Source organism: Phytopseudomonas argentinensis, from assembly GCF_900113905.1.
Classification (GTDB): domain Bacteria; phylum Pseudomonadota; class Gammaproteobacteria; order Pseudomonadales; family Pseudomonadaceae; genus Aquipseudomonas; species Aquipseudomonas argentinensis.
This window is the reverse complement of sequence record NZ_FORC01000007.1, coordinates 23,122-46,459: the sequence shown is the minus strand read 5'-3', so window position 1 is coordinate 46,459 and position 23,338 is coordinate 23,122. Positions and strand designations below refer to the sequence as shown.

General features: G+C 63.8%; 17 protein-coding genes. 13 read left to right on the top strand and 4 right to left on the bottom strand.

What is annotated here, in order from left to right; translation table 11 throughout:
- Window positions 1-8: 8 nt before the first annotated feature.
- Complete coding sequence (locus BM154_RS22500; RefSeq protein ID WP_074889822.1) at window positions 9-980, bottom strand: GlxA family transcriptional regulator; 972 nt, start codon at window positions 978-980, stop codon at window positions 9-11.
- 188 nt (window positions 981-1,168) lie between these two features.
- Between BM154_RS22500 and choX the strand changes: the two genes are divergently transcribed.
- The 4 genes from choX (at window position 1,169) to BM154_RS22480 (ending at window position 4,557) form a co-directional block, all read left to right on the top strand.
- A complete protein-coding gene (gene choX / locus BM154_RS22495) occupies window positions 1,169-2,104 on the top strand; it encodes a choline ABC transporter substrate-binding protein (protein ID WP_074889819.1) in 936 nt (311 codons plus the stop codon).
- 109 nt (window positions 2,105-2,213) lie between these two features.
- The gene (cdhC, locus tag BM154_RS22490) at window positions 2,214-3,098 is read left to right on the top strand and encodes a 3-dehydrocarnitine:acetyl-CoA trimethylamine transferase CdhC (RefSeq protein WP_074889817.1); all 885 of its coding nucleotides are present in this window, start codon (window positions 2,214-2,216) and stop codon (window positions 3,096-3,098) included.
- Between the two features lie 20 nt (window positions 3,099-3,118).
- Window positions 3,119-4,084, top strand: a complete 966-nt coding sequence (locus BM154_RS22485; protein WP_074889814.1) for an L-carnitine dehydrogenase — start codon at window positions 3,119-3,121, stop codon at window positions 4,082-4,084.
- Window positions 4,085-4,086: 2 nt separating this feature from the next.
- Window positions 4,087-4,557 (top strand): thioesterase family protein, encoded by a 471-nt coding sequence (locus tag BM154_RS22480; RefSeq protein WP_074889811.1) that lies wholly within the window; start codon window positions 4,087-4,089, stop codon window positions 4,555-4,557.
- A 46-nt stretch (window positions 4,558-4,603) separates the two neighbouring features.
- Here the strand turns inward: BM154_RS22480 and BM154_RS22475 are convergent, their stop codons facing one another.
- Both BM154_RS22475 and gbcA read right to left on the bottom strand, forming a co-directional pair.
- On the bottom strand, window positions 4,604-8,602 hold the full coding sequence (locus BM154_RS22475; protein WP_074889808.1) for a hypothetical protein: 3,999 nt from the start codon (window positions 8,600-8,602) through the stop codon (window positions 4,604-4,606).
- A 311-nt stretch (window positions 8,603-8,913) separates the two neighbouring features.
- Window positions 8,914-10,206 carry a glycine-betaine demethylase subunit GbcA gene (gene gbcA / locus BM154_RS22470; RefSeq protein WP_074889806.1) on the bottom strand — a complete coding sequence of 431 codons (1,293 nt, stop codon included), beginning with the start codon at window positions 10,204-10,206 and terminating at the stop codon, window positions 8,914-8,916.
- Between the two features lie 354 nt (window positions 10,207-10,560).
- On the opposite strand from gbcA, the gene gbcB reads away from it, so the two are divergent.
- Window positions 10,561-11,661 carry a glycine-betaine demethylase subunit GbcB gene (gene gbcB, locus BM154_RS22465; protein ID WP_074889803.1) on the top strand — a complete coding sequence of 367 codons (1,101 nt, stop codon included), beginning with the start codon at window positions 10,561-10,563 and terminating at the stop codon, window positions 11,659-11,661.
- Between the two features lie 1,194 nt (window positions 11,662-12,855).
- On the opposite strand, the gene BM154_RS22460 is transcribed toward gbcB, so the two are convergent.
- Complete coding sequence (locus tag BM154_RS22460) at window positions 12,856-13,893, bottom strand: threonine aldolase family protein (RefSeq protein ID WP_074889801.1); 1,038 nt, start codon at window positions 13,891-13,893, stop codon at window positions 12,856-12,858.
- A 212-nt stretch (window positions 13,894-14,105) separates the two neighbouring features.
- On the opposite strand from BM154_RS22460, the gene BM154_RS22455 reads away from it, so the two are divergent.
- The 8 genes from BM154_RS22455 (at window position 14,106) to purU (ending at window position 23,159) form a co-directional block, all read left to right on the top strand.
- Window positions 14,106-14,405: a hypothetical protein gene (locus BM154_RS22455; RefSeq protein WP_074889795.1), complete on the top strand. Its 300-nt coding sequence runs from the start codon at window positions 14,106-14,108 to the stop codon at window positions 14,403-14,405.
- A gap of 101 nt (window positions 14,406-14,506) precedes the next feature.
- Window positions 14,507-15,244: a TraX family protein gene (locus tag BM154_RS22450; protein WP_074889792.1), complete on the top strand. Its 738-nt coding sequence runs from the start codon at window positions 14,507-14,509 to the stop codon at window positions 15,242-15,244.
- A 173-nt stretch (window positions 15,245-15,417) separates the two neighbouring features.
- Window positions 15,418-16,671 carry a serine hydroxymethyltransferase gene (gene glyA / locus BM154_RS22445; protein ID WP_074889789.1) on the top strand — a complete coding sequence of 418 codons (1,254 nt, stop codon included), beginning with the start codon at window positions 15,418-15,420 and terminating at the stop codon, window positions 16,669-16,671.
- 142 nt (window positions 16,672-16,813) lie between these two features.
- The gene (locus tag BM154_RS22440) at window positions 16,814-18,064 is read left to right on the top strand and encodes a sarcosine oxidase subunit beta family protein (protein WP_074889786.1); all 1,251 of its coding nucleotides are present in this window, start codon (window positions 16,814-16,816) and stop codon (window positions 18,062-18,064) included.
- Between the two features lie 55 nt (window positions 18,065-18,119).
- Window positions 18,120-18,446 (top strand): sarcosine oxidase subunit delta, encoded by a 327-nt coding sequence (locus BM154_RS22435; protein ID WP_074889783.1) that lies wholly within the window; start codon window positions 18,120-18,122, stop codon window positions 18,444-18,446.
- Window positions 18,443-21,460, top strand: coding sequence for a sarcosine oxidase subunit alpha (locus tag BM154_RS22430; protein ID WP_074889781.1), 3,018 nt, complete (start codon window positions 18,443-18,445; stop codon window positions 21,458-21,460). The genes BM154_RS22435 and BM154_RS22430 overlap by 4 nt, the downstream gene beginning before the upstream one ends.
- Window positions 21,453-22,082, top strand: coding sequence for a sarcosine oxidase subunit gamma (locus BM154_RS22425; RefSeq protein ID WP_074889778.1), 630 nt, complete (start codon window positions 21,453-21,455; stop codon window positions 22,080-22,082). The genes BM154_RS22430 and BM154_RS22425 overlap by 8 nt, the downstream gene beginning before the upstream one ends.
- Before the next feature lie 219 nt (window positions 22,083-22,301).
- Entirely contained in the window at window positions 22,302-23,159 is an 858-nt protein-coding gene (gene purU, locus BM154_RS22420; RefSeq protein WP_074889775.1) for a formyltetrahydrofolate deformylase, read from the top strand.
- The last annotated feature ends 179 nt before the right edge of the window (window positions 23,160-23,338 follow it).

The window sequence follows — 23,338 nt, the reverse complement described above, 5'->3', positions numbered from 1 at the left end:
TCGGGCTGCTAGGCGTGCGGCGCCAGGCCTGACCTTGGCGCGGCCTCGCGCCGATCCTGCCGCGGGCTGACCGCAAAGCGCGTGCGGTAGCGACGGGCGAAGTAGGAGGCCGACTCGAAGCCGCAGGCCAGGGCCACCTCCAGCACGCTGAGGTCGCTCTGGCGCAGCAGCTGGCGGCCCTTGTCCAGGCGCAGGGCGAGGTAGAAGGTGACCGGCGTGGTGTTCAGGTGCTGGCGGAACAGCCGTTCCAGCTGACGGGTGGTGATGCCCACCGTGTCGGCCAGTTGTTGTGGGCTGCGCGGCTGTTCGGTGCAGCGCTCCATCTCGCCGATCACCAGGGCCAGCTTCTTGTCGTGAATGCCATAGCGGCTGCTGACCTGCATGCGCTGGTGGTCCAGCCGGGTGCGAATACGACCGAGCACGAACTGCTCGGATACCTGGATCGACAGCGCCTCACCATGGTCGCGGCCGATCAACCCGAGCATCAGGTCCAGGCTGCTGGTGCCACCGGCACTGGTGATAAGCCGGCCGTCGATCTCGAACAGCTCCTGGGTCGGCTGCAGCTGTGGATAACGTTCGCGAAAGGCCTCCAGCGCTTCCCAGTGCAAGGTGAAGCGCTGCTTGGCACCCAGCAGCCCGGCCTCGGCGAGCACGAAGCTGCCAGTATCGATGCCGCCAACTATCGGGCACTCCCGGTCCGCATGGCGCAGGCGGCTGGCCAACTGCCGGCTGAACGCCGCGAGGGGTTCGAAACCGGCCACCACGAACAGGCTGTTGCCGGCCAGATCGTCCTCCAGGCTGCCGTCGACATTCAGCGACATGCCGTTGCTGGCCTCTATGGCCTGGCCGTCGAGGCTGAGCAGGCGCCAGCTGTAGTGCGGTGCATGAAAGCGATTGGCAACCCGCAGCGGCTCGATGGCCGACATCAGGCCCATCATCGAAAAGCCGGGCAGCAGCAGAAAGCAGAAGTGATGCGACATGGCGATCCCCGCCTATGGAAGCCCCATCTAACGGCAGGCACGCCGGGCAATCAAGTCGGTATGTTGTGGTTTTATGTCGATATAGTGAGAATTGCGGGTCAGGCAACTGCGTAAGGTGAGCTCATCGGAATTCAGCCGTTCCGGTCACACGGTACTAAGAACCAGACTAAACCGTTGAGGAGCCCCCTATGAAAGCGCTCACCGCGTTCGCAGCCTGCTGCACCTTCACCCTGTTCAGTTCACCCCTGCTGGCCGCCGAAGACGCCAGTTGCAAGACCGTGCGCCTCGGCGCCGTCGGCTGGACCGATGTGGTCGCCACCACCGCCGTGGCCAGCGAGCTGCTGCAGGGCCTGGGCTATGAAACCAAGCAGACCCAGGCCTCCCAGCAGATCATCTTCGCCGGCATCCAGAAGGGTCAGGTCGACGCCTTTCTCGGCTACTGGAAGCCGATCATGGACGACAACATCAAACCCTTCCTCGACGCCGGCGCCGTGAAGGTGGCCGATAAGCCGTCGCTGAACGATGCCGTGGCGGTGCTCGCCGTGCCGACCTATGCGGCCGAGCAGGGCATCAGGACGCTTGCCGATATCGCCCGCTTCAAGGACCAGCTCGACGGCAAGATCTACGGCATCGAGGCCGGTTCGGGCGCCAACACGGCGATCCAGAAGATGATCGATTCCAACCAGTTCGGCCTTGGCGGTTTCAAGCTGGTCGAGTCCAGCGAGGCCGGCATGCTCGCCGCCGTCGGCCGTGCGGTGCGCAACGACAAGCCGGTGGTGTTCTTTGGCTGGAAGCCGCACCCGATGAACCTGCAGATGCCGATCACCTATCTGACCGGTACCGAGGAGGTGTTCGGCCCCAACGACGGCGCCGCCACGGTATCCACCGTGACTTCGCCTGACTACGCCCAGCGCTGCCCGAACGCCAACCGCCTGCTCACCAGCCTGCGCTTCACCAGCGCCCAGGAAGCCGAGCTGATGCAGCCGATCATGGATCGCCAGGCGCCGGCCAAGGTGGCGCGCGAGTGGATCGCCGCCAATCCCCAGGTGGTCACCGCCTGGCTCGACGGCGTCACCAGCCGCGACGGCAAGCCGGCCGCCCAGGCCCTGAAACTCGCCCCTTAACCATTGCCCAGGCTGCCACCGCGCCCGGCGCGGGGGCGGCGTTCGTCCAGAGAATCTGCCTGGCGCCTGATCGGCATGAGCCACGCAGTTCCCACCAAGGAGATCGACCGTGAACCATGAAGTCATCATCACCTGCGCGGTCACCGGCGCTGGCGACACCGTCGGCCGTCACCCGGCCATTCCCGTCACGCCCAAGCAGATCGCCGAGGCCGCCCTCGAAGCCGCCAGGGCCGGTGCCACCGTCGCCCACTGCCACGTGCGTGACCCGCACACCGGCAAGCCGAGCCGTGACGTGGCGCTGTACCGCGAGCTGGTCGAGCGCATTCGCGAAAGCGACACCGACGTGATCATCAACCTCACCGCCGGCATGGGCGGCGACCTGGAAATCGGCAAGGGCGAGCAGCCGCTGGAGTTCGGCACTGGCACCGATCTGGTCGGCCCGCTGACCCGCCTGGCCCATATCGAGGAGCTGCGGCCGGAGATCTGCACCCTGGACTGCGGCACCCTGAATTTCGGCGATGGCGATTTCATCTACGTGTCCACCCCGGCGCAACTGCGCGCTGGCGCCAGACGCATCACCGAGCTGGGGGTGAAGGCCGAGCTGGAGATCTTTGACACCGGCCACCTGTGGTTCGCCAAGCAGATGATCAAGGAAGGCCTGCTCGACGACCCGCTGATCCAGTTGTGCCTGGGCATCCCGTGGGGCGCGCCGGCCGATACCGCGACCATGAAGGCGATGGTCGACAACCTGCCATCAGGCATGACCTGGGCCGGCTTCGGCATCGGCCGCATGCAGATGCCGATGCTCGCCCAGGCCATGCTGCTGGGCGGCAACGTGCGCGTCGGCCTGGAAGACAACATCTGGCTGGACAAGGGCGTGCCGGCCAGCAACGGCTCGCTGGTCGAGCGGGCGGTGGAGATCATCGAGCGCCTTGGCGGCCGTGTGCTGAGTCCGGCCGAAGGTCGGGCAAAGATGAATCTGAAAAAACGCTGAGCCGTCGCCTGGAGCCTGCCATGTCCTATGTTACCGATATCAAGATTTTCGCTGCCCTGGGCACCGGCGTGATTGGCGCCGGCTGGATCGCCCGCGCCCTGGCCCATGGCCTGGACGTGCACGCCTGGGACCCGGCGCCGGGTGCCGAAGCGGCCCTGCGCACCCGCATCGCCAACGCCTGGCCGGCTTTGGAGAAGCAGGGGCTGGCGCCTGGCGCGGCGATGCAGCGGCTACGCTTTTTCGCTGACCTCGAGGCCTGCGTACGTGATGCCGACTTCATCCAGGAAAGCGCCCCCGAGCGCCTCGACCTCAAGCTCGACCTGCACGCGCGGATCAGCGCCGCGGCGCGCCCCGAGGTGATCATCGGCTCCAGCACCTCGGGCCTCCTGCCCAGCGAGTTCTACGCCGAGGCGCAGTACCCGCAGCGCTGCGTGGTCGGTCACCCGTTCAACCCGGTGTACCTGTTGCCGCTGGTCGAGGTGGTCGGCGGCGAACGCACCGTGCCCGCGGCGGTGCAGGCGGCCATTGGCATCTACAGCGCACTGGGCATGCGCCCCTTGCACGTGCGCAAGGAGGTGCCGGGTTTTATCGCCGACCGCCTGCTCGAAGCGCTGTGGCGCGAAGCCCTGCACCTGGTCAACGACGGTGTGGCCACCACTGGCGAGATCGACGATGCGATCCGCTTCGGCGCCGGCCTGCGTTGGTCGTTCATGGGCACCTTCCTGACCTATACCCTGGCGGGTGGAGATGCCGGCATGCGTCACTTCATGGCCCAGTTCGGCCCGGCGCTGAAACTGCCCTGGACCTACCTGCAGGCGCCTGAGCTGACCGAGCAACTTATCGACGACGTGGTCGCCGGCACATCGGTTCAGCAGGGCCAGCGCAGCCTCGCCGAGCTGGAGCGCTATCGCGACGACTGCCTGCTGGCGGTACTCGGCGCCATCCGCGAGACCAAGGCCCGTCACGGCTTCGCCTTCGAGGACTGAGCATGCTGCCCGTCACCTACAAGACCGCCGTGCAGCCCGCCTGGGTCGACTACAACGGGCACCTGCGCGATGCCTATTACCTGCTGATCTGCAGCTTTGCCAGCGACGGGCTGATGGATCTTATCGGCTTGGACGAAGCGGGCAGGGCCCGTACGGGGCACACGCTCTACACCCTGGAGTGCCACCTCAACTTTCTCGCCGAGGTGAAGCTTGGCGTCGAGCTGCGGGTGCGTACCCAGCTGCTCGGTCATGACCACAAACGCCTGCATATCCACCATTTGGTCGAACGCTGCGAAGACGGGCGGGTGGTGGCCGAAAGCGAGCAGATGCTGATGAACGTCGACACGGCCACTGGTCGTTCGGCGGCCTTCCATGAGCAGATCGCAGGTCGCGTCACGGAACTGGCCGGGGCGCAGCAGGAGCTGCCGCGCTCTGCCTGTGTCGGCCGGTTGATCGGTTTGCCGGCAAGCTAGCACGCGTGTCGGCGGGCTCCTGGCAGGGCAGGAGCCCGCCGGTTTATCAGAAACGCATCTGGCGCCAGGCCGGCGTGTCGTCGTTGGGGTTGTAGGTCAGCTCGCTCTTGTCGGTCTTCTCCAGGCCGATGGCCTCGAGCCAGGTTTCCAGGTCGCCGGTGCTGATCTTGCCGTCGCGCCTGTCGTTTTTGGCCAGGTTGTCGAGCTGATCGAAGAAGCCCTGATTGTTGAGCAGGAAATTCGCCGCTGCTTTCTCCTCTTCGCTGCCGTCGCCCTTGGAAATTTTATCCAGATCGTCCCTGCTGACGATGGCGTCCTTGCCGTTCCAGGCGTCCCAGCGCTCGCGAATGGTCTCGATGATGTCCTTGTGTTCATCGTAATAGGCGCGCCCGTAATCCTCCTGGTGAGCGCCGACCATCTTCAGCCAGGTGTTGAGGTCATTGGTGCTGACCTTGTTGTCCTGGCCGCCCTTGCCCCATTGGGTATCGAGTTGCTCCCAGAATTCGCTGTTGTTGAGCAGGAACTTCGCGGCTGCTTTCTCCTCTTCGCTGCCGTCGCCCTCAACGATTTTGTCCAGGTCGTCCTTGCTGACGATGGCGTCCTTGCCGTTCCAGTCATCCCAGCGCTCGCGGATGGTGTGGATGACCTCGCGGTTCTCTTCGTAGAACGCCTTGTCGTACTTGGCCATGTGCTTGTCGTCGTCCAGGCGGTTGATGGACGAGCCGCCTTCCTGGGGCGTTTCCTTGAAATGCTCCCATTCGTCTTTCTGGTAGTCGTAGATGCTCTGGCCTGCGGGCGCATCGCGACCATCGTATTCGTAGAAGCTGTAGCGGGCGTACTCGAGCTTGTCGCCCCAGTCCTCCTGGGTCAGGCCGAGTTCGGCGAGGTCCTTGAACCACTGGCCTTCCTTGTCGGTGGCTTTCTGCTTCTTCTCGTGATCGACGAAGATGCCGATGATGCCGCCGATCAGCCCCAGCCCTGCGGTGATCAGGAACAGCGGGCCAGTGGCGCCGGCCAGGGCACCGATGCTGGCGAACAGGCCGACGGTGCCGATGACGCCGGCGGTGGTGCCCGCCACGCCGCTGATGATCTGCAGGGCACCAGCGGCCTTGCCCAGGTCGCTGTTGTTGGCGATGGCATCCTTGATGGTGAAGCCGCCCATGACGATGTCGGCGACGCTGAGGATATCCGGCGCCACGCCCAGCACCTTGGTCAGGGTGCCGCCTATCTTCGCCGCCAGGCCGGGCTTTATCGACGGTGTATCGGCGCCGCCCAGGGCGCTATTGATGGTGTCGGTGTCGACGATGCCCTGCACCGAGCCATTGCGCACCGTGTCGTTGAGGCGCTCGACGGCATCGTCGATCACCTCGGCGGCCGGTGGCGTGCGGTTGTCGTGCTCGAACATCTGGTTGATCGAGTCGCCATCCAGGCGCAGGTCGCCGTCGAACGGGTCGTTGGCCGCCGGCACGCTGCGGCCGGACTCCTCGATGCGCTGGTTGACCACGCGCTCGACGGATTCGCGACTCGGCGGCGTGATATTGCGCTCTTCGAAATACTCCACCGCATCTTCATAGATGGTCGACACCGCATCGGTGTAGCTGGAATAGCCCGAGGAGGTGACCGAGGGTGGCAGCGGGCGGTTGGCCGCCTCATCGAGAAAGTCGGCGAACTCGCGAACCGAGGCATCGTCAGGGACCTGCCCCAGCCCGGCCCCAGCCTGGCGTTCGGCGATGCTCTGGTTGATGGTGTCTTCGGTTATGACCAGGTTCTGCTCGTCGGCGAGCTGATTGAGGCTGTTGTAGCGTGAGTAGTCGTCGGGTGGGTTGCCGCCGGCGCGTTGCACGATGTCATCGAGCAGGGCACGAGTCGCGGCATCGTCTAGTGGACCGATACCGGCGGCTTCGGCGGAAAGCCGCACCTGATCGAGTACGCTGCCGCCGCCACCGCCATTCAGCGAGCCCAGCTCGATCACGCTGTTGGCGCGGCTCTCCACCGCATCGGGAATGCCCTTGATGCCGCGATCGCGCAGGAAGCCTTCGACCTTCTTGCCAAGGGTGCCGTTTTCCTTGCCCCAGATTTCCGGCAGGGTCTTGCTCAGGCCCAGCAGCTCGGCGGTGTTGGTCTTGGTGAAGAGGTCGAAGATTTTGGTTTTTTCGAATTGCGCACCGCCACTGAGGAAGGTGATGAAATCCTTGGCGATGGCCAGGCGCTCCAGGGGCTCGTCGGATAGCTGCCCATTCTTGGCCGAAAGCATGTAGATCGCCCCGCCCAGGGAGCCGAATGCGGAAATGGTGCCGAGCACGCCGTACTGGTTCAGCGTGCCGATGGCCCTGGTGAAGTCGTCCTTGCTGACTTCCGCCGGAATGTACTTGGTTTCCAGCTGCTTATCGAAGTCGGCCTGGGTGATGGTGCCGTTATTGAGCTGCTCGGAGAGCTTGGCAAAATCGGCCATCTTGGTCTTGTCATTGAGCAGCTCGTTGTAGAACTTCTCGATGCTGTCCTGCACCCGACGCGGAATGTCGGCGGACTTGAGCACGGTCTTGATCAGTGCGCCCATGTCCTTGTAGGCCAGTTCCTTGTACTCGTCGGGAATCGCACCGGGGTCGCCGACCAGGGTATCGATCTCCACCAGGATGCCGTTCTGCTTGAGCGCCGACTCGGCCTGGCGAGCGCGCTCCGGGTCCAGCAGCTCCAGGCTGGAGGCGAGCCGGGCAACCTCGGCCTGGCCCTCGCTGCCCAGACCCTGCTCTTTCATGTCCGCCAGGTACCGGACGAAATCCAGGCTGGTCAGGGTGTCGTAGAGTTCGTCCGCCAGCCTGGTCTTGTCTTCGCCGCTGATCTTCTCGATGGCGCTGTCCAGTTCGGCCTGGTACTCCTTGCCGATCTTGTCCTTCTCGCCATTGCCGCTGGTGAACATCTCGCTGAGCAGTTCATCCACCGAGTTGCCGTTGAGGATGTCCTGCATGTCCTCGGTACTCAGGGTTTCGCCATCGCTGTCGAACTTGCGCCAGGTGGTGTTACCGCCACGCGGATCCTCGATGTAGGGGGTGATGCGGTGGCCGCTCTCCATCGACGCCTTGGCCTCGATGGCCTTGACCAGCTTGTAGATGTCGCTGTCCTTGCCGACCTTGCCGTCGTCGATGAGCTTCTTGTACTTGTCGAGCAGGTTCTTGGTGGCCAGCTCGACCACCGTCATCTCTTCCTTGTCGTCCTTGTTGGCCTTCTCGCCGCTGCTCTGGCCGAGCAGGTCCAGCTTGTCGAGGTCGGGCAGGTCGTATTTCTCACGCAGTTTCTGGATCGAGTCGCCGCCTTTGACGTGGTCGCTCCACATCCCCGCGACACGGTCGTACATCGCCTTGTTCTCGTGTTCGGATACCACGTACTTCTTGCCATCCTTGGTTTCGAACTGGATGACGCCATTGCCGAATTCCTCGGGGCCGCCCCAGAGGGCAATATCGTGCTCGGCCACATAGGTGTCGGGGCCGGCGACCTCACGGCCATCGGCGACGCGCTGTTCGAGGGTGTAGCGCGACAGGCCGATCTGCTGCACCTCGAGGAACAGCTCGGGGGTCAGGGCCTTTGACACGGTGACCGTCTCACCGTCCGCGGTGACGTAGGTGATCACCTCGGCATCTTCCAGGTTGCCCTGCCATTTGAACTGGGTGTAGTCGCCCCAGTCCTGCACCTCTGTGTTGCGGTCGGCGATGGCGTGCTCGTCGCCCATCGCCGCGACTACCTGGGCCTTCTGCTCGGGCGACTGGTTGAGGGCGTGCAGGTTGAGCAGGAACTTGTACAGCTCGGGGTTGACCGAGCGCTCGACCACCACACCCTGGCCATCGAGCTGGTAACGGATATTGCCGTCCCTGGGCGCTTCTACCCGGGTCTCGTCAATGGGTGGCCACTGCTCGTTGTCGGTTGCCTTGCGGTCTTCCTTGGGCTTGGCGTTGCCTTTGCCCTTGAGACTCAGCTGCATGATGTTGTCGAAGCGCAGACTGTCGGCATCGTTCTGCTGGTTGGGGCCTTTGCTCAGTGGTTTCACGCTCACGGTAGGTTCCTCGCGAAGTGGAAGCGCTTGGCCGAGCCGCGTTGCAGTAAAAGCCGCGTATGCGCCTGTGGCCGGGGCTAACCGATTGTTCCGCTTAGTTGCGTGAAATGCTGTGAAAACTTCTGCTAAGCCGAACAAACGGCAAGCAGCGGCAGTGGTGCCGGTTTTCTGGCCGTGGGAAGTGATGTGGTTACCGAGGCCGGGCGGCGCGCTTGTTATCCGCCGGCGCACGCTCCGCCTGCCAGCGGCGCGCGCAAAAAGAAGCCCCGCCAGCTCTGGGCTGGCGGGGCTGTCGATATCACCTTAGCGGCTTATTGCGCCTTTACATCACGCAGGTAAGGCGCCGGGGCGGCGCCCAGGTTGTTGAGCATGCGCCCGCTGTACCAGTCGATGAAATTGACCACGCCGAACTCGTAGGTTTTCGAGTAGGGGCCGGGCTGGTAGGCGGTGGAGTTGATGCCACGCTGGTTCTCTTCGGCCAGGCGGCGATCCTGGTCATTGGTGGCGTCCCAGACTTCACGCAGGCGCGCCACATCGTAGTCGACCCCTTCGACGGCATCCTTGTGCACCAGCCAGCGGGTGGTGACCATGGTTTCCTGGGCACTGATCGGCCACACGGTGAACACGATCATGTGGTCACCCATGCAGTGGTTCCAGGAATGCGGCAGGTGCAGGATACGCATCGAACCCAGGTCCGGGTTCTGGATGCGACCCATCAGTTTGTTGCAGCCCTGCTTGCCGTCCATGGTCATCGACACGGTGCCCTTGAGCAGCGGCATGCGCACGATGCGGTTGCGCAGGCCGAAGCCGGCATGCAGGTAGGGGATCTTCTCGGCTTCCCACTTGGCCGCTGATTCGGCCACGTGATCCTTGAAGGCCTGGCTAGCGCGCGGGTCGTTGGTGTCGTCCCACTCCAGCAGGGTGTTGAGCAATTCGGGGTGCGAGCCGTTGCAGTGGTAGCACTCGCGGTTGTTCTCCAGCACCAGTTTCCAGTTGGCTTTCTCAAACAGCGTGGTCTGTACCGCCACCTTGGCGTTTTCCATGTCGTACGGTTCCATGTAGTGCGCCAGGGTGGCGAGGAACTCGTCGATGGCCGGTGGGTTCTCGGCCAGGGAAATGAAGATGTAGCCGCCAGCGGTCTTGCAGTTCACCGGCTTGAGGTTGTAATCGGCGAGGTTGAAGTCGGCGCCCATTTCAGTGCCGGCGAACAGCAGGCGGCCGTCCACTTCGTAGGTCCACTGGTGGTACGGGCAGACCAGCTTGGCGACCTTGCCCTTTTCGCTGGTGCACAGGCGCGAGCCGCGATGGCGGCAGACGTTGTGGAAGGCATGCACGACGCCCTCGGCACCGCGGATGACGATGATCGGGTTGTTGCCGATCTGCAGAGTCAGGTAATTGCCCTTGGCGGGGATCTCGCAGGTCATGCCGGCGATCAGCCATTCCTTGTGGAAGATCTCCTGCATGTCGAGCTGGAACACCCGCTCGTCGTTATAGAACGGCTGTGGCAGGGAGAAGGTGCGCTCGCGGTTCTGGAGCATTTCGGCAACGGCGGCGCGGGCCGGATCCAGCGGGTCGCCAAGGCTCAGCGTAGAGGTGACGGTCATCGGAAAACTCCTCATGGCGAGCGCGGGGCGAACGCCGTAAAAGTGGCTATTGCGGTGGTACGCAAGATGGCGCGTCGCTCCCCGGAACGCCTGCCGAATGGCGCTTTGCATAGGGGCTGCGGCTGACGCTCTTATCCTGTTCGGCTTGGGGCGAGTGTGGAGCCGGGCGCGGGGCGAACCTTATCTATGGGCGACATGGCCGAATCATTTCCCGACTGGGTACGCCAGTGTCTACGGGGCAGGTCGCCGTTAGCATGCCGATGTCGCTGGCAGGTAAATGAGCGCCAGGTGTCATGCGCACAATCGCGGCAAAGACAGGGCCGGTGAGCGGCCTGCGTGCGCGAGAGAACCGACATGTCGAACGACTTCCTCTATCCCGTCACTACCCAGACCTGGAGCAATGGCCGCCATGTGGTGCGCTGCGTCAAGGTCATCCAGGAAACATGGGATGTCCGCACCTTCTGCTTCATGGCCGACCAGCCGGTGCTGTTCTTCTTCAAACCAGGGCAGTTCGTCACCCTGGAGCTGGAGATCGAGGGCCAGCCGGTGATGCGTTCCTACACCATCTCCAGTTCGCCATCGGTGCCCTACAGCTTTTCCATCACCATCAAGCGGGTGCCGGGCGGCAAGGTGTCCAACTGGCTGCACGACAATCTGAGCGAAGGCCAGGAGCTGGCGGTGCACGGCCCGGTAGGGCTGTTCAACGCCATTGATTTCCCCGCCGACAAGGTGCTGTTTCTCAGCGGCGGCGTGGGCATCACCCCGGTGATGTCGATGGCTCGCTGGTTCTACGACACCAATGCCAACGTCGACATGGTGTTCGTGCACAGCGCACGCTCGCCAAAGGACATCATCTATCACCGCGAGCTGGAGCACATGGCCGCGCGGATCAATAACTTCAGCCTGCACGTGATCTGCGAGAAGCATGGTCTGGGCGAAGCCTGGTCAGGTTACCGTGGTTATCTCAACCAGCCGATGCTGGAACTGATGGCGCCGGACTACCTGGAGCGGGAGATCTTCTGCTGCGGCCCGACGCCCTACATGAGCGCGGTCAAGCGCCTGCTCGAAGCCAAGGGCTTCGACATGAGCCGTTACCACGAGGAGGCCTTCGGCCCGGTGCCGGCCGACGTGCGCGAGGAGGTCAAGGAGCTGGCCGAGCAGGCCGCCGATGCGCCGGACGTGCCGGCCGCCGACCTCAACCAGGTGGCCTTTACCAGTACCGGCAAGAGCATTCGTGTCGGCCCGGGTGAAACCGTGCACGCCGCGGCGGCCAAGCTTGGTCTGCATATTCCCAAGGCATGCGGCATGGGCATCTGCGGTACCTGCAAGGTGCTCAAGACCGCTGGCGACGTGGACATGGAGCACAACGGCGGGATCACCGACGAAGACGTGGCCGAGGGTTACATCCTGTCCTGCTGCAGCGTGCCGCGTAACGATGTGAGCATCGATTACTGACTGGCACTGGTCAAAATCTGGGCGGTGCCCATCAGGGCCCGCCATGCCTGGGCTATAGCCTTAACCAAACAGCTTATCCACAACGGCGCACACAGTAATTGTGTGCAACCGCTCCTGCTGGCATGGCATCACCGGTGTCGCTTCTGGCTTGCCCCACGCGCTTAAAGCAGCCGGCATATGGCGACGTTTTCTGTTGGTTCGTGCAGAGTTATACAAGCTATCCACAGTTCTATACACAGTTCGGGTGGCTCGTTGCCTCCTATGATCGAACCTTACCGACACAAGCAACTGTACGATTTATGATCGATAGGCTGCAGGCCGCGGATTTAGTAGCATGCAGCGATATAGCGACAGTTTTTGCACAGCTTGATCCACCTGCTTTGGGGAAAGCCTGCGGAGAGTTGTTCAACTGCTCCCCTGATAACCCTCAGTCTATGTTCAGAGCAGAACCCCATTCGGCCCTGATCAATAATTGATCATTGCTTTAAGAGCGCCATGGATACTGGGCTGCAGCGCTAGCCGAACATGTTATGCACAGCTAAACGCACAGCTTCTGTGTGTAGATAACTTGCCACTCAATCGTCATCGATCATTTTTTCATCGCTATGCCAGAGGCCACGGATGGCAAGGGGTATAGGTATATACCTACAGCTTATCCACGTCATCGTCCCCGACTTGTGGGGACGGATTTCCACAGCTATTGATTCGCGCTTAGGGATGGCTGTGGATGGAGCGGCCTTTTCTGTCCTTGATCAAAAAATGATCGCCGTGCTACAGCCCTTTATTCGCGAGCCTGGTAGCGACATATGCACAGCTTGTGAGCGCGCTACTGCACAGTAGTTGTGTGTAAGCTTCCAGGCAACTTGCTGAAATAGAACGTTTTTTGTACGGATGCCTGTAACCCTTGCAGAATCTGGGCTGCAGCCAGATGCAGACAGCTTATGCACAAGCTCGTCCACGTGATCTGGGGATGGGCCAGCCGTTTATCCCCACTCGGCTGATTCGCTGTTGCTAAAGATCAACAGTCGGGAAATATATAGAAGCGCGCGACAGGCGCGATTTCAAGCGGCAGTGGATAGTTATCCACAGACTGATGTAGACAGTGAGGTCAGGGAGCAAGTGCGAGGTCTTACTGCGGCGGGGATCAGGCATGACCTGATCCCCCATTGCCAAGAGTTGCCGCACAGGCTGTTGTCAGGACATTACCTGGCGGATATCCGCTGCCAGCTGACGAACGCGGGCTTCGTCGGTGTCCCAGGAGCACATAAAGCGTGCGCCACCGGCACCGATAAAGGTGTAGAAACGCCAGCCGCGGGCGGTGAGAGCGGCGATGGCCGGCTCGGACATCTGCAGAAACACGCCGTTGGCTTCGACCGGGAACATCAGGCTGACGCCGGGCACGTCTTCCACCAGCTTGGCGAGCAGCTGGGCGCAGTGGTTGGCGTGGTTGGCATAGCGCAGCCAGGCATCGTCCTGCAGGATGCCCACCCAGGGCGCCGACAGGTAGCGCATCTTCGAGGCCAGCTGGCCGGCCTGTTTGCAGCGGTAGTCGAAGTCTTCGGCCAAGTCGCGGTTGAAGAACAGGATTGCCTCGCCAACCGCCATGCCGTTCTTGGTGCCGCCAAAGCACAGCACATCCACGCCAGCCTTCCAGGTCAGCTCGGCCGGAGTGCAGCCGAGAAAGGCGCAGGCGTTGGAGAAGCGCGCGCCGTCCATATGCAGGTTGAGGCCCAGTTCGTCACAGGTCCGGCTGATCGCCTGGATCTCCTCGGGGCGGTAGACGGTGCCGACTTCGGTGGCCTGGGTCAGGGTGACCACCCGCGGCTTGGGGAAGTGGATGTCCTTGCGCTTGAGGGCGATCTCGCGGATCGAGGCGGGCGTCAGCTTGCCCTGCTCGGTGCGCGCGGTCAGCAACTTGGAGCCGTTGGAGAAGAATTCTGGCGCGCCGCATTCGTCGGTCTCGACGTGGGCGGTCTCCGAGCAGATCACGCTGTGGTAACTCTGGCACAGTGCGGAAAGGGCCAGGGAGTTGGCGGCGGTACCGTTGAAGGCGAAGAACACGTCGCAGTCGGTCTCGAACAGGCTGCGAAAATGGTCGGCGGCGCGGGCCGTCCATTCGTCATCGCCATAGGCGCGCTGGTGGCCCTGGTTGGCCTCTGCCATGGCTTCCCAGGCTTCGGGGCAGATGCCCGAGTAGTTGTCACTGGCGAATTGCTGGGCGTTGTCGGGCATTGAGGAATCCTTGTCTGCGTCGCCCCGTGCGGGCGTATGTCGGTACTGTATCCCGGCGCGCCTGTGCGTAGAACTCGCCAGGGCGACATATTGTTCCGTCGCCAAGCCCTCGCCGGGCGGCCCCATTAATTCTGAACTCACGGGCGTCGATGGGCTCACAAAACAGAGAGTTCATTCAAGGACTCACCGATCCCAAGCTACAGGAGCCCACCATGAGCTACCGTCATCTGATCGCCCTTTTTGCACCGCTCGCTTTCGCCCTGCCGGCCGTAGCCGCTCAGCAGTGGTCGCCGGAAGCCAAGTCGACCTTCGTGCAGGAATGCGTGAAGGGCGCTCAGTCCGGCCACTCGCAGGAAAAGCTGACCGCCTTCTGTGATTGCGCGGCGACCAAGGTCAGCCAGGAATTCAGCGAAGCGGAAATGGCCGAGATGAGCAAGCAGGTGCCGCCGGATGCCGCTCTGCAGAAGCGCCTGGTAACCGCCTCGAGCAGCTGTAACGCAAAGCTGCAGTAAGCACCTGGAGGGCGGCGCAGTTCGGCGCCGCCCTTTTCATTTGCGCCATCGCGCTGGCAGCCTCTACCGTGATGCCTCATCCGTCAGCCTGATGCGCGTGTATGCCATCCTCATCTCCCCAGCAGCCCCTCATCCGCAGCCGTGACGCGGCCCTCGATCTGATCAAATGGCTGGCGCTGCTGACCATGCTGATCGATCACCTGCGCCATGCCTGGCCGTCGCTGTACTTTCTTTATGTGCCTGGGCGCCTGGCCTTTCCATTGTTCTGCCTGGCCATTGCCGCCAATGTCGCGCGGCCCCGGATGGGGGACGCCAGCGGCTTGTCGGCGCGCTACCTGGGCTGGCTGCTGCTGTTCGCGCTGATCTCCGAATGGCCGTACCGGCTGCTGGTGCCGACTGCCGAATCGCTCAACGTGATGCCGACCCTGATGCTCGGGCTGCTGATCGCCAACGCCGTGCAGCGAACTGACATCCAGGCGCGCTGGTTGGGCGCCGGCGCGCTGGCGACTGCGGTGCTGGCCCATGAGTGGCTGATGTTCGGCGCCTTCGGGGCGCTGCTGCCAGCGGCCTTCCTGCTGGCGCTGCGTGGCTCCCGTGCGCTCTGGCTGCTGCCGATGGTCTGCTGCTTGGCGGCCAACTACTGGGCGCCGTTCTATGCCGATGCCGCCCGGGGCGATCCCTTTGCCTGGAGCGTGCTTGGCATCTGTCTGTTTGCGCCATTGCTGGGCCTGCTGCTGTTGCGCCTGCGGCCGCCCTTTGCGGTGCCGCCGGTCAGGCGCTGGGCCTATCTGTTCTACCCCGCGCACTTTCTCGTGCTGGTGGCACTGCGCAGCCTCTGAGCGACGCCCGGGGCATGCACAATTGCGACGCTTGCGCATGTCGCAAACGCAATCTCCCGTGGCGTACATAGGCATCTGGTTCTCAAGGGCGAGTCATACCATCGCTGCAACAAGACTCATATCGAGCAACCGAGCCAGATGCGGCGCTGCAAGGCGCCTCGGGGAGAAACGTGATGTTCAGCAAGCAAGATCAGATTCAAGGCTACGATGACGCCCTGCTCAGTGCCATGCAGGCCGAGGAGCGTCGTCAGGAACATCACATCGAGCTGATTGCCTCGGAAAACTACACCAGCAAGCGGGTGATGGAAGCCCAGGGTAGCGGCCTGACTAACAAGTACGCCGAAGGCTATCCGGGCAAGCGCTACTACGGTGGCTGCGAGCATGTGGACAAGGTCGAGGCGCTGGCCATCGAGCGCGCCAAGCAGCTGTTCGGCGCCGACTACGCCAACGTGCAGCCGCACTCCGGCTCTTCCGCCAACTCCGCCGTGTACCTGGCGCTGCTGCAGCCCGGCGACACCATTCTGGGCATGAGCCTGGCCCACGGCGGCCACCTGACCCACGGCGCCAAGGTGTCGTCCTCGGGCAAGCTGTACAACGCCGTGCAGTACGGCATCGATACCGATACCGGGCTGATCGACTATGACGAAGTCGAGCGCCTGGCCGTCGAGCACAAGCCGAAGATGATCGTCGCCGGCTTCTCGGCCTACTCCAAGACGCTGGATTTCCCGCGTTTCCGCGCCATTGCCGACAAGGTCGGAGCCTTGCTCTTCGTCGACATGGCCCACGTGGCGGGGCTGGTTGCTGCAGGCCTGTACCCGAACCCGATTCCGCTGGCCGACGTGGTCACCACCACCACCCACAAGACCCTGCGTGGCCCACGTGGCGGGCTGATCCTCGCCAAGGCCAACGAAGAGATCGAGAAGAAGCTCAATGCCGCGGTGTTCCCTGGCGCCCAGGGCGGCCCGCTGATGCACGTGATCGCCGCCAAGGCGGTGTGCTTCAAGGAGGCGCTGGAGCCGTCGTTCAAGGAGTACCAGGCCCAGGTGATCAAGAACGCCCAGGCCATGGCCGCGGTGTTCATCGAGCGCGGCTTCGATGTGGTGTCCGGCGGCACCGACAACCACCTGTTCCTGCTCTCGCTGATCAAGCAGGGCATCACCGGCAAGGACGCCGACGCCGCCCTCGGCCGCGCCGGTATCACCGTCAACAAGAACGCCGTGCCCAACGACCCGCAGTCGCCATTCGTGACCTCAGGCCTGCGCATCGGTACCCCAGCGGTCACCACCCGCGGCTTCAAGGAAGCCCAGTGCCGTGAGCTGGCGGGCTGGATCGCCGACATCCTCGAGCACCTCGGCGACGCCGATGTCGAGGCCCAGGTCGCTGGTCTGGCGGCCGGTCTGTGCGCCGATTACCCGGTTTACCGCTGAGACACAGTCGTTACGTAGGGCGTCAGCTCTAGCCGCAGGATGGGTGAAAACCCATCAGTGATTGATGGGTTGTGCCTACGCGGTGCGACCCATCCTGCGGTCAGGGGTACCTCTACAGGCAAGCAGAATTCAGGAGTTCCCCATGCAGCGCTATTCCGGCTTTGGCCTGTTCAAGCATTCTTTCAGCCACCATGAAAACTGGCAGCGCATGTGGCGCAACCCGACGCCCAAGCCGGTTTATGACGTGGTCATCGTCGGCGGTGGCGGCCACGGCCTTGCCACCGCCTATTACCTGGCCAAGGAATTCGGTGTGAAGAACGTCGCCGTGGTGGAGAAGGGCTGGCTGGGTGGTGGCAACACCGCACGCAACACCACCATCGTGCGTTCCAACTACCTGTGGGACGAATCAGCGCACCTCTACGAGCACGCGATGAAGCTCTGGGAAGGCCTGTCCCAGGACCTCAACTACAACGTCATGTTCTCCCAGCGCGGCGTGTTCAACCTTGGCCACACCCTGCAGGACATGCGCGACATCGAGCGCCGCGTCAGCGCCAACCGCCTCAACGGTATCGACGGCGAGGTGGTGGACGCCAAGCAGGTGGCGGAGATGATCCCCTACCTGGATTGCTCGAAGAACACCCGTTACCCGATCCTCGGTGCCTCGCTGCAGCGCCGTGGTGGGGTGGCCCGCCACGATGCCGTTGCCTGGGGCTTCGCCCGTGCCGCCGATGCCCTGGGCGTCGACCTGATCCAGCAGACCGAAGTCATCGGCTTCCGCAAGCAGGACGGTGCGGTGATCGGCGTGGAAACCAACAAGGGCTTCATCGGCGCCAAGCGCGTTGGCGTGGTCGCCGCCGGCAACTCCGGGCACCTGGCCAAGCTCGCCGGCTTCCGCCTGCCGCTGGAATCGCACCCGCTGCAGGCACTGGTTTCCGAGCCGATCAAACCCATTATCGACACGGTGATCATGTCCAACGCCGTGCACGGCTACATCAGCCAGTCGGACAAGGGCGACCTTGTCATCGGCGCCGGCATCGACGGCTACAACGGCTACGGCCAGCGCGGCTCCTACCCGACCATCGAACACACCCTGCAGGCCATCGTCGAGATGTTCCCGGTGCTCTCGCGGGTGCGCATGAACCGCCAGTGGGGCGGCATCGTCGACACCACGCCGGATGCCTGCCCGATCATCGCCAAGACGCCGGTGAAGAACCTGTTCTTCAACTGCGGCTGGGGCACCGGTGGCTTCAAGGCCACGCCGGGCTCGGGCAACGTGTTCGCGGCCAGCCTGGCCAAGGGCGAGATGCATCCGCTGGCCAAGGCCTTCTCCATCGAGCGCTTCCACAACGGTGCGCTGATCGACGAGCACGGCGCTGCCGGTGTGGCGCACTGATTTTGGCGCCCTCTCTCGCTGAGAGGGGGACGATGGTTTTCTGGAGGTACCGAGCATGTTGCACATCTTCTGCCCTCACTGTGGCGAACTGCGTTCCGAAGAAGAATTCCACCCCGCCGGCCAGGCGCACATCGCCCGCCCGCTGGACCCCAACGCCTGCACCGACGCGGAGTGGGGCGAGTACCTGTTCTTCCGCGACAACCCGCGCGGTATCCACCACGAGCTGTGGATCCACGCGGCGGGCTGCCGTCAGTATTTCAACGTCACCCGTCACACGGTGAGCTACGAGATTCTCGAAACCTACAAGATCGGCGAGCGCCCCAGCGTCACTGAAGCTTCGCTCGCCGTGAAAAAGGCCGCTGACCAAGGAGTAACGGCATGAGCCAGGTCAATCGTCTTTCCCAGGGTGGCCGCATCGACCGCAGCCAGCCGCTGACCTTCAGCTTCAACGGCCAGACCTACCAGGGTTATGCCGGCGATACCCTGGCCGCCGCGCTGTTGGCCAACGGCGTCGACGTGGTCGGCCGCAGCTTCAAGTACTCGCGCCCGCGCGGCATCGTCGCCGCCGGCGCCGAAGAGCCCAATGCGGTGCTGCAGATCGGCAGCACCGAAGCGGCGCAGATTCCCAACGTGCGTGCCACCCAGCAGGCGCTGTACGCCAACCTGAGCGCCACCAGCACCAACGGCTGGCCGAGCGTCAACACCGACCTGATGGGCATTCTCGGCAAGGTCGGCGGTGGCATGATGCCGCCCGGTTTCTATTACAAGACCTTCATGTACCCGCAGAACCTGTGGCTGACCTACGAGAAGTACATTCGCAAGGCCGCAGGCCTCGGTCGCGCACCGAAGGAAAATGACCCGGACATCTACGACTACCTGAACCAGCACTGTGACGTGCTGGTGGTCGGCGCCGGTCCTGCCGGCCTGGCTGCGGCCCTGGCCGCTGGGCGCAGCGGCGCACGGGTGATCCTCGCCGACGAGCAGGAAGAGCTCGGTGGCAGCCTGCTCTCCACCCGCGAGATGCTCGACGACAAGCCAGCCGCCGAGTGGGCCGCCACGGCCATTGCCGAGTTGCAGGCCATGCCGGAAGTGACCCTGCTGCCGCGCGCCACGGTCAACGGTTACCACGACCACAACTTCCTCACCATCCACCAGCGCCTCACCGATCACCTGGGTGAAGTCGCGCCCATGGGCCAGCCGCGTCAGCGCCTGCACCGCGTGCGGGCCGGCCGGGTGGTGCTGGCCACCGGCGCCCACGAGCGGCCGCTGGTGTACGCCAACAACGACGTGCCCGGCAACATGCTGGCCGATGCCGTGTCGACCTACGTGCGCCGCTACGGCGTGGCGCCCGGGCAGAAGCTGGTGCTGTCGACCAACAACGATTATGCCTACCGCGTGGTGCTCGACTGGCTCGACGCCGGTCGCCAGGTGGTGGCGGTGGCCGACGCGCGCAGCAACCCGCGTGGCAGCTGGGTCGAGGAAGCGCGTCGGCGTGGCGTGCGTGTGCTCACCGGCAGCGCCGTGGTCGAAGCGCGGGGCAGCAAGCGCGTCACCGGTGCGCGCATCTGCGCCATCGACGCCGCCAGGCACAAGGTCACCAGTCCGGGCGAGACCCTCGACTGCGACCTGATCGTCAGCTCCGGCGGCTACAGCCCGGTGGTGCACCTGGCGTCGCACCTGGGCGGTCGTCCCGTCTGGCGTGAAGACATCCTCGCCTTCGTGCCGGGTGAGGGCTTCCAGAAGCGTCATTGTGCCGGTGCCGTGAACGGCGTGTTCGGCATGGGCGACAGCCTCGCCGATGGTTTCGAAGCCGGTGCCAAGGCGGCCGCCGAAGCGGGCTTCCAGCCGGTGACCGGCACCCTGCCAAAGGCCGAGAAGCGCATCGAGGAAGCCACCATCGCGCTTTTCCAGGTGCCCCACGACAAGAACACCGCCCGGGCGCCGAAGCAATTCGTCGACCAACAGAACGATGTCACCGCCGCCGGCATCGAGCTGGCCACCCGCGAGGGCTTCGAGTCGGTCGAGCACGTCAAGCGTTACACCGCGCTGGGCTTCGGCACCGACCAGGGCAAGCTGGGTAACATCAATGGCCTGGCCATCGCCGCCCGTTCGCTGGGGATCAGCATCAGTGAGATGGGCACCACCATGTTCCGCCCGAACTACACCCCGGTGACCTTCGGCAGCATCGCCGGCCGTCACTGCGGCGAGCTGTTCGAGCCCAAGCGCTATACCGCGCTGCACAAATGGCACCTGCAGCAGGGCGCCGAGTTCGAGGACGTTGGCCAGTGGAAACGTCCCTGGTACTTCCCGCAAAACGGTGAGGATCTGCACGCCGCCGTGGCCCGCGAATGCAAGGCCGTGCGTAACGCAGTGGGTCTTCTCGACGCCTCGACCCTGGGCAAGATCGACATCCAGGGCCCCGATGCCCGCGAGTTCCTCAACCGCGTGTACACCAACGCCTGGACCAAGCTGGACGTGGGCAAGGCCCGCTATGGCCTGATGTGCAAGGAAGACGGCATGGTCTTCGACGACGGCGTGACCGCCTGTCTGGCCGACAACCACTTCGTCATGACCACCACCACCGGTGGCGCCGGGCGCGTGCTGGAGTGGCTGGAGATCTATCACCAGACCGAGTGGCCGGAGCTGAAGGTGTACTTCACTTCGGTTACCGACCACTGGGCGACCATGACCCTGTCCGGCCCCAACAGCCGCAAGCTGCTGGCCGAGGTCACCGACATCGACCTGGACAAGGACGCCTTCCCGTTCATGACCTGGAAGGAAGGCAAGGTCGGCGGCGTACCGGCGCGGGTGTTCCGCATCTCCTTCACCGGTGAGCTTTCCTACGAAGTCAACGTGCAGGCCGACTACGCCATGGGCGTGCTCGAGCAGATCGTCGAAGCCGGCAAGAAGCATGGCCTGACCCCTTACGGTACCGAGACCATGCACGTGCTGCGCGCCGAGAAGGGCTTCATCATCGTCGGCCAGGACACCGATGGTTCGGTCACCCCGGACGACCTGGGCATGGGCTGGTGCGTCGGTCGTAACAAACCGTTCTCCTGGATCGGCTGGCGCGGCATGAACCGCGAGGACTGCCTCAAGGAAAACCGCAAGCAGCTGATCGGCCTCAAGCCGGTGGACCCGAACAAGGTGCTGCCCGAAGGTGCACAGCTGGTGTTCGATCCCAAGCAGCCGATTCCGATGACCATGGTTGGCCATGTCACCTCCAGCTACATGAGCGCCGCGATGGGTCACTCCTTCGCCATGGCACTGGTCAGGGGCGGCCTCAAGCGCATTGGGGAGCGCGTGTACGCGCCGCTGGTGGATGGCAGCGTGATCGAAGCCGAAATCGTCAGCCCCGTGTTCTATGACCCGAAAGGGGACCGCCAGAATGTCTAACGTCAATGTCTACAAGCAACGCCCTGACGATATCGCCGGGCAATCGCCGCTGCACCATGCCGGCCTGCACGAGTTGGCCGGCAAGGGCCGCCAGGGCGCCGGGGTGACGCTGCGCGAGAAGAAGCTGCTCGGTCACCTGGTGCTGCGCGGCGATGCCGACGACGCCAACTTCGCCGGCGGCGTGCACAAGGCCCTGGGCCTGGAGCTGCCGGGCGCCCTGATGCTGGTGGCCAATGGCGACACCTCGCTGCAGTGGCTGGGCCCAGACGAATGGCTGCTGATCGTACCCGGCGGCAGCGAGCTGGAGGTCGAGCGCACGCTGCGTGAGGCCCTGGATGGCCAGCACATCTCGGTGGTCAACGTCAGCGGCGGGCAGACCCTGCTGGAACTGCGTGGGCCGAAGGTACGTGAGCTGCTGATGAAGTCCAGCAGCTACGACGTGCACCCGAACAACTTCCCGGTGGGCAAGGCCGTGGGCACGGTGTTCGCCAAGTCCCAGCTGGTGATTCGCCATACCGGCGAGGACACCTGGGAACTGCTGATCCGCCGCAGCTTCTCCGACTACTTCTGGCTGTGGCTGCAGGATGCCAGCGCGGAATACGGGCTGGCCGTGGAGGCCTAGGCCTGGTTGCTGTAATCCATTGTGGGAGCGGGCCATGCCCGCGAAAAATCGCTGGCATGGACTAGGCGTCCCCGCCCGTTCCCACAGAATAAATGCTGACCGTCACTGCTGCTTTAGCTTCACCACTCCCCAAGGCTGCGTATGGATGCAGCCAATTATGCTCCCCGTCGTGCACTGCCGGTCGGCGCATGGGAGCGATCTGCACAAGGAATCGCTTTCATGAGCCGCACCCCCGACACCTGGATTCTTACCGCCCACTGCCCGAGCCTGCTGGGTACCGTGGACGTGGTGACCCGCTACCTGTTCGAGCAGGGCTGCTACGTCACCGAGCACCACAGCTTCGATGACCGCCTGGCCAGTCGCTTCTTCATCCGCGTGGAGTTCCGCACCCAGGCGGATTTCGACGAGGCGGCGTTTCTTGCCGGCCTCGACGAGCGCACCGCGCCGTTCGACATGCGCACCGAGCTGACCGCGCCGGGCTACCGCGCCAAGGTGGTGATCATGGTCTCCAAGGCTGACCACTGCCTCAACGACCTGCTCTACCGCCAACGCACCGGCCAGTTGCCGATGGACATCACCGCCATCGTCTCCAACCACCCGGATCTCAAGCCCCTGGCCGACTGGCACGGCATCCCGTACCACCACTTTCCCCTCGACCCCAACGACAAGCCTGCCCAGGAGCGCCGGGTCATGCAGGTGGTCGAGGACACCGGCGCCGAGCTGGTGGTGCTCGCCCGCTACATGCAGGTGCTGTCCGCCGAGCTGTGTCGCAAGCTCGACGGCCGTGCGATCAACATCCACCACTCGCTGCTGCCCGGTTTCAAGGGCGCCAAGCCTTACCACCAGGCGTACCAGAAGGGCGTGAAGCTGGTCGGCGCCACCGCCCACTTCATCAACAACGACCTGGACGAAGGCCCGATCATCACCCAAGGGGTGGAAAGCGTCGATCATGCGCACTATCCCGAGGATCTGGTGGCCAAAGGCCGCGATATCGAGTGCCTGACCCTGGCCCGTGCGGTCGGCTACTTCCTCGAGCGCCGGGTGTTCCTCAACGCCAACCGCACCGTAGTCCTCTAACCAGAGACGTGCCGCACAGAGAACGGCGGCTGTCGGTTTTGTATCCGCGGGCGCGACATCCGCTGGTTAGTCTGGCTAGACCCATTCGTGCTGCCAGTATCGTCAGCGCGAGCACTCGGTAGCCGTCCTGCCCTCACCGGCGGGTGCCGAGACAGGCGCTTCAATACTCCATTGCAAGA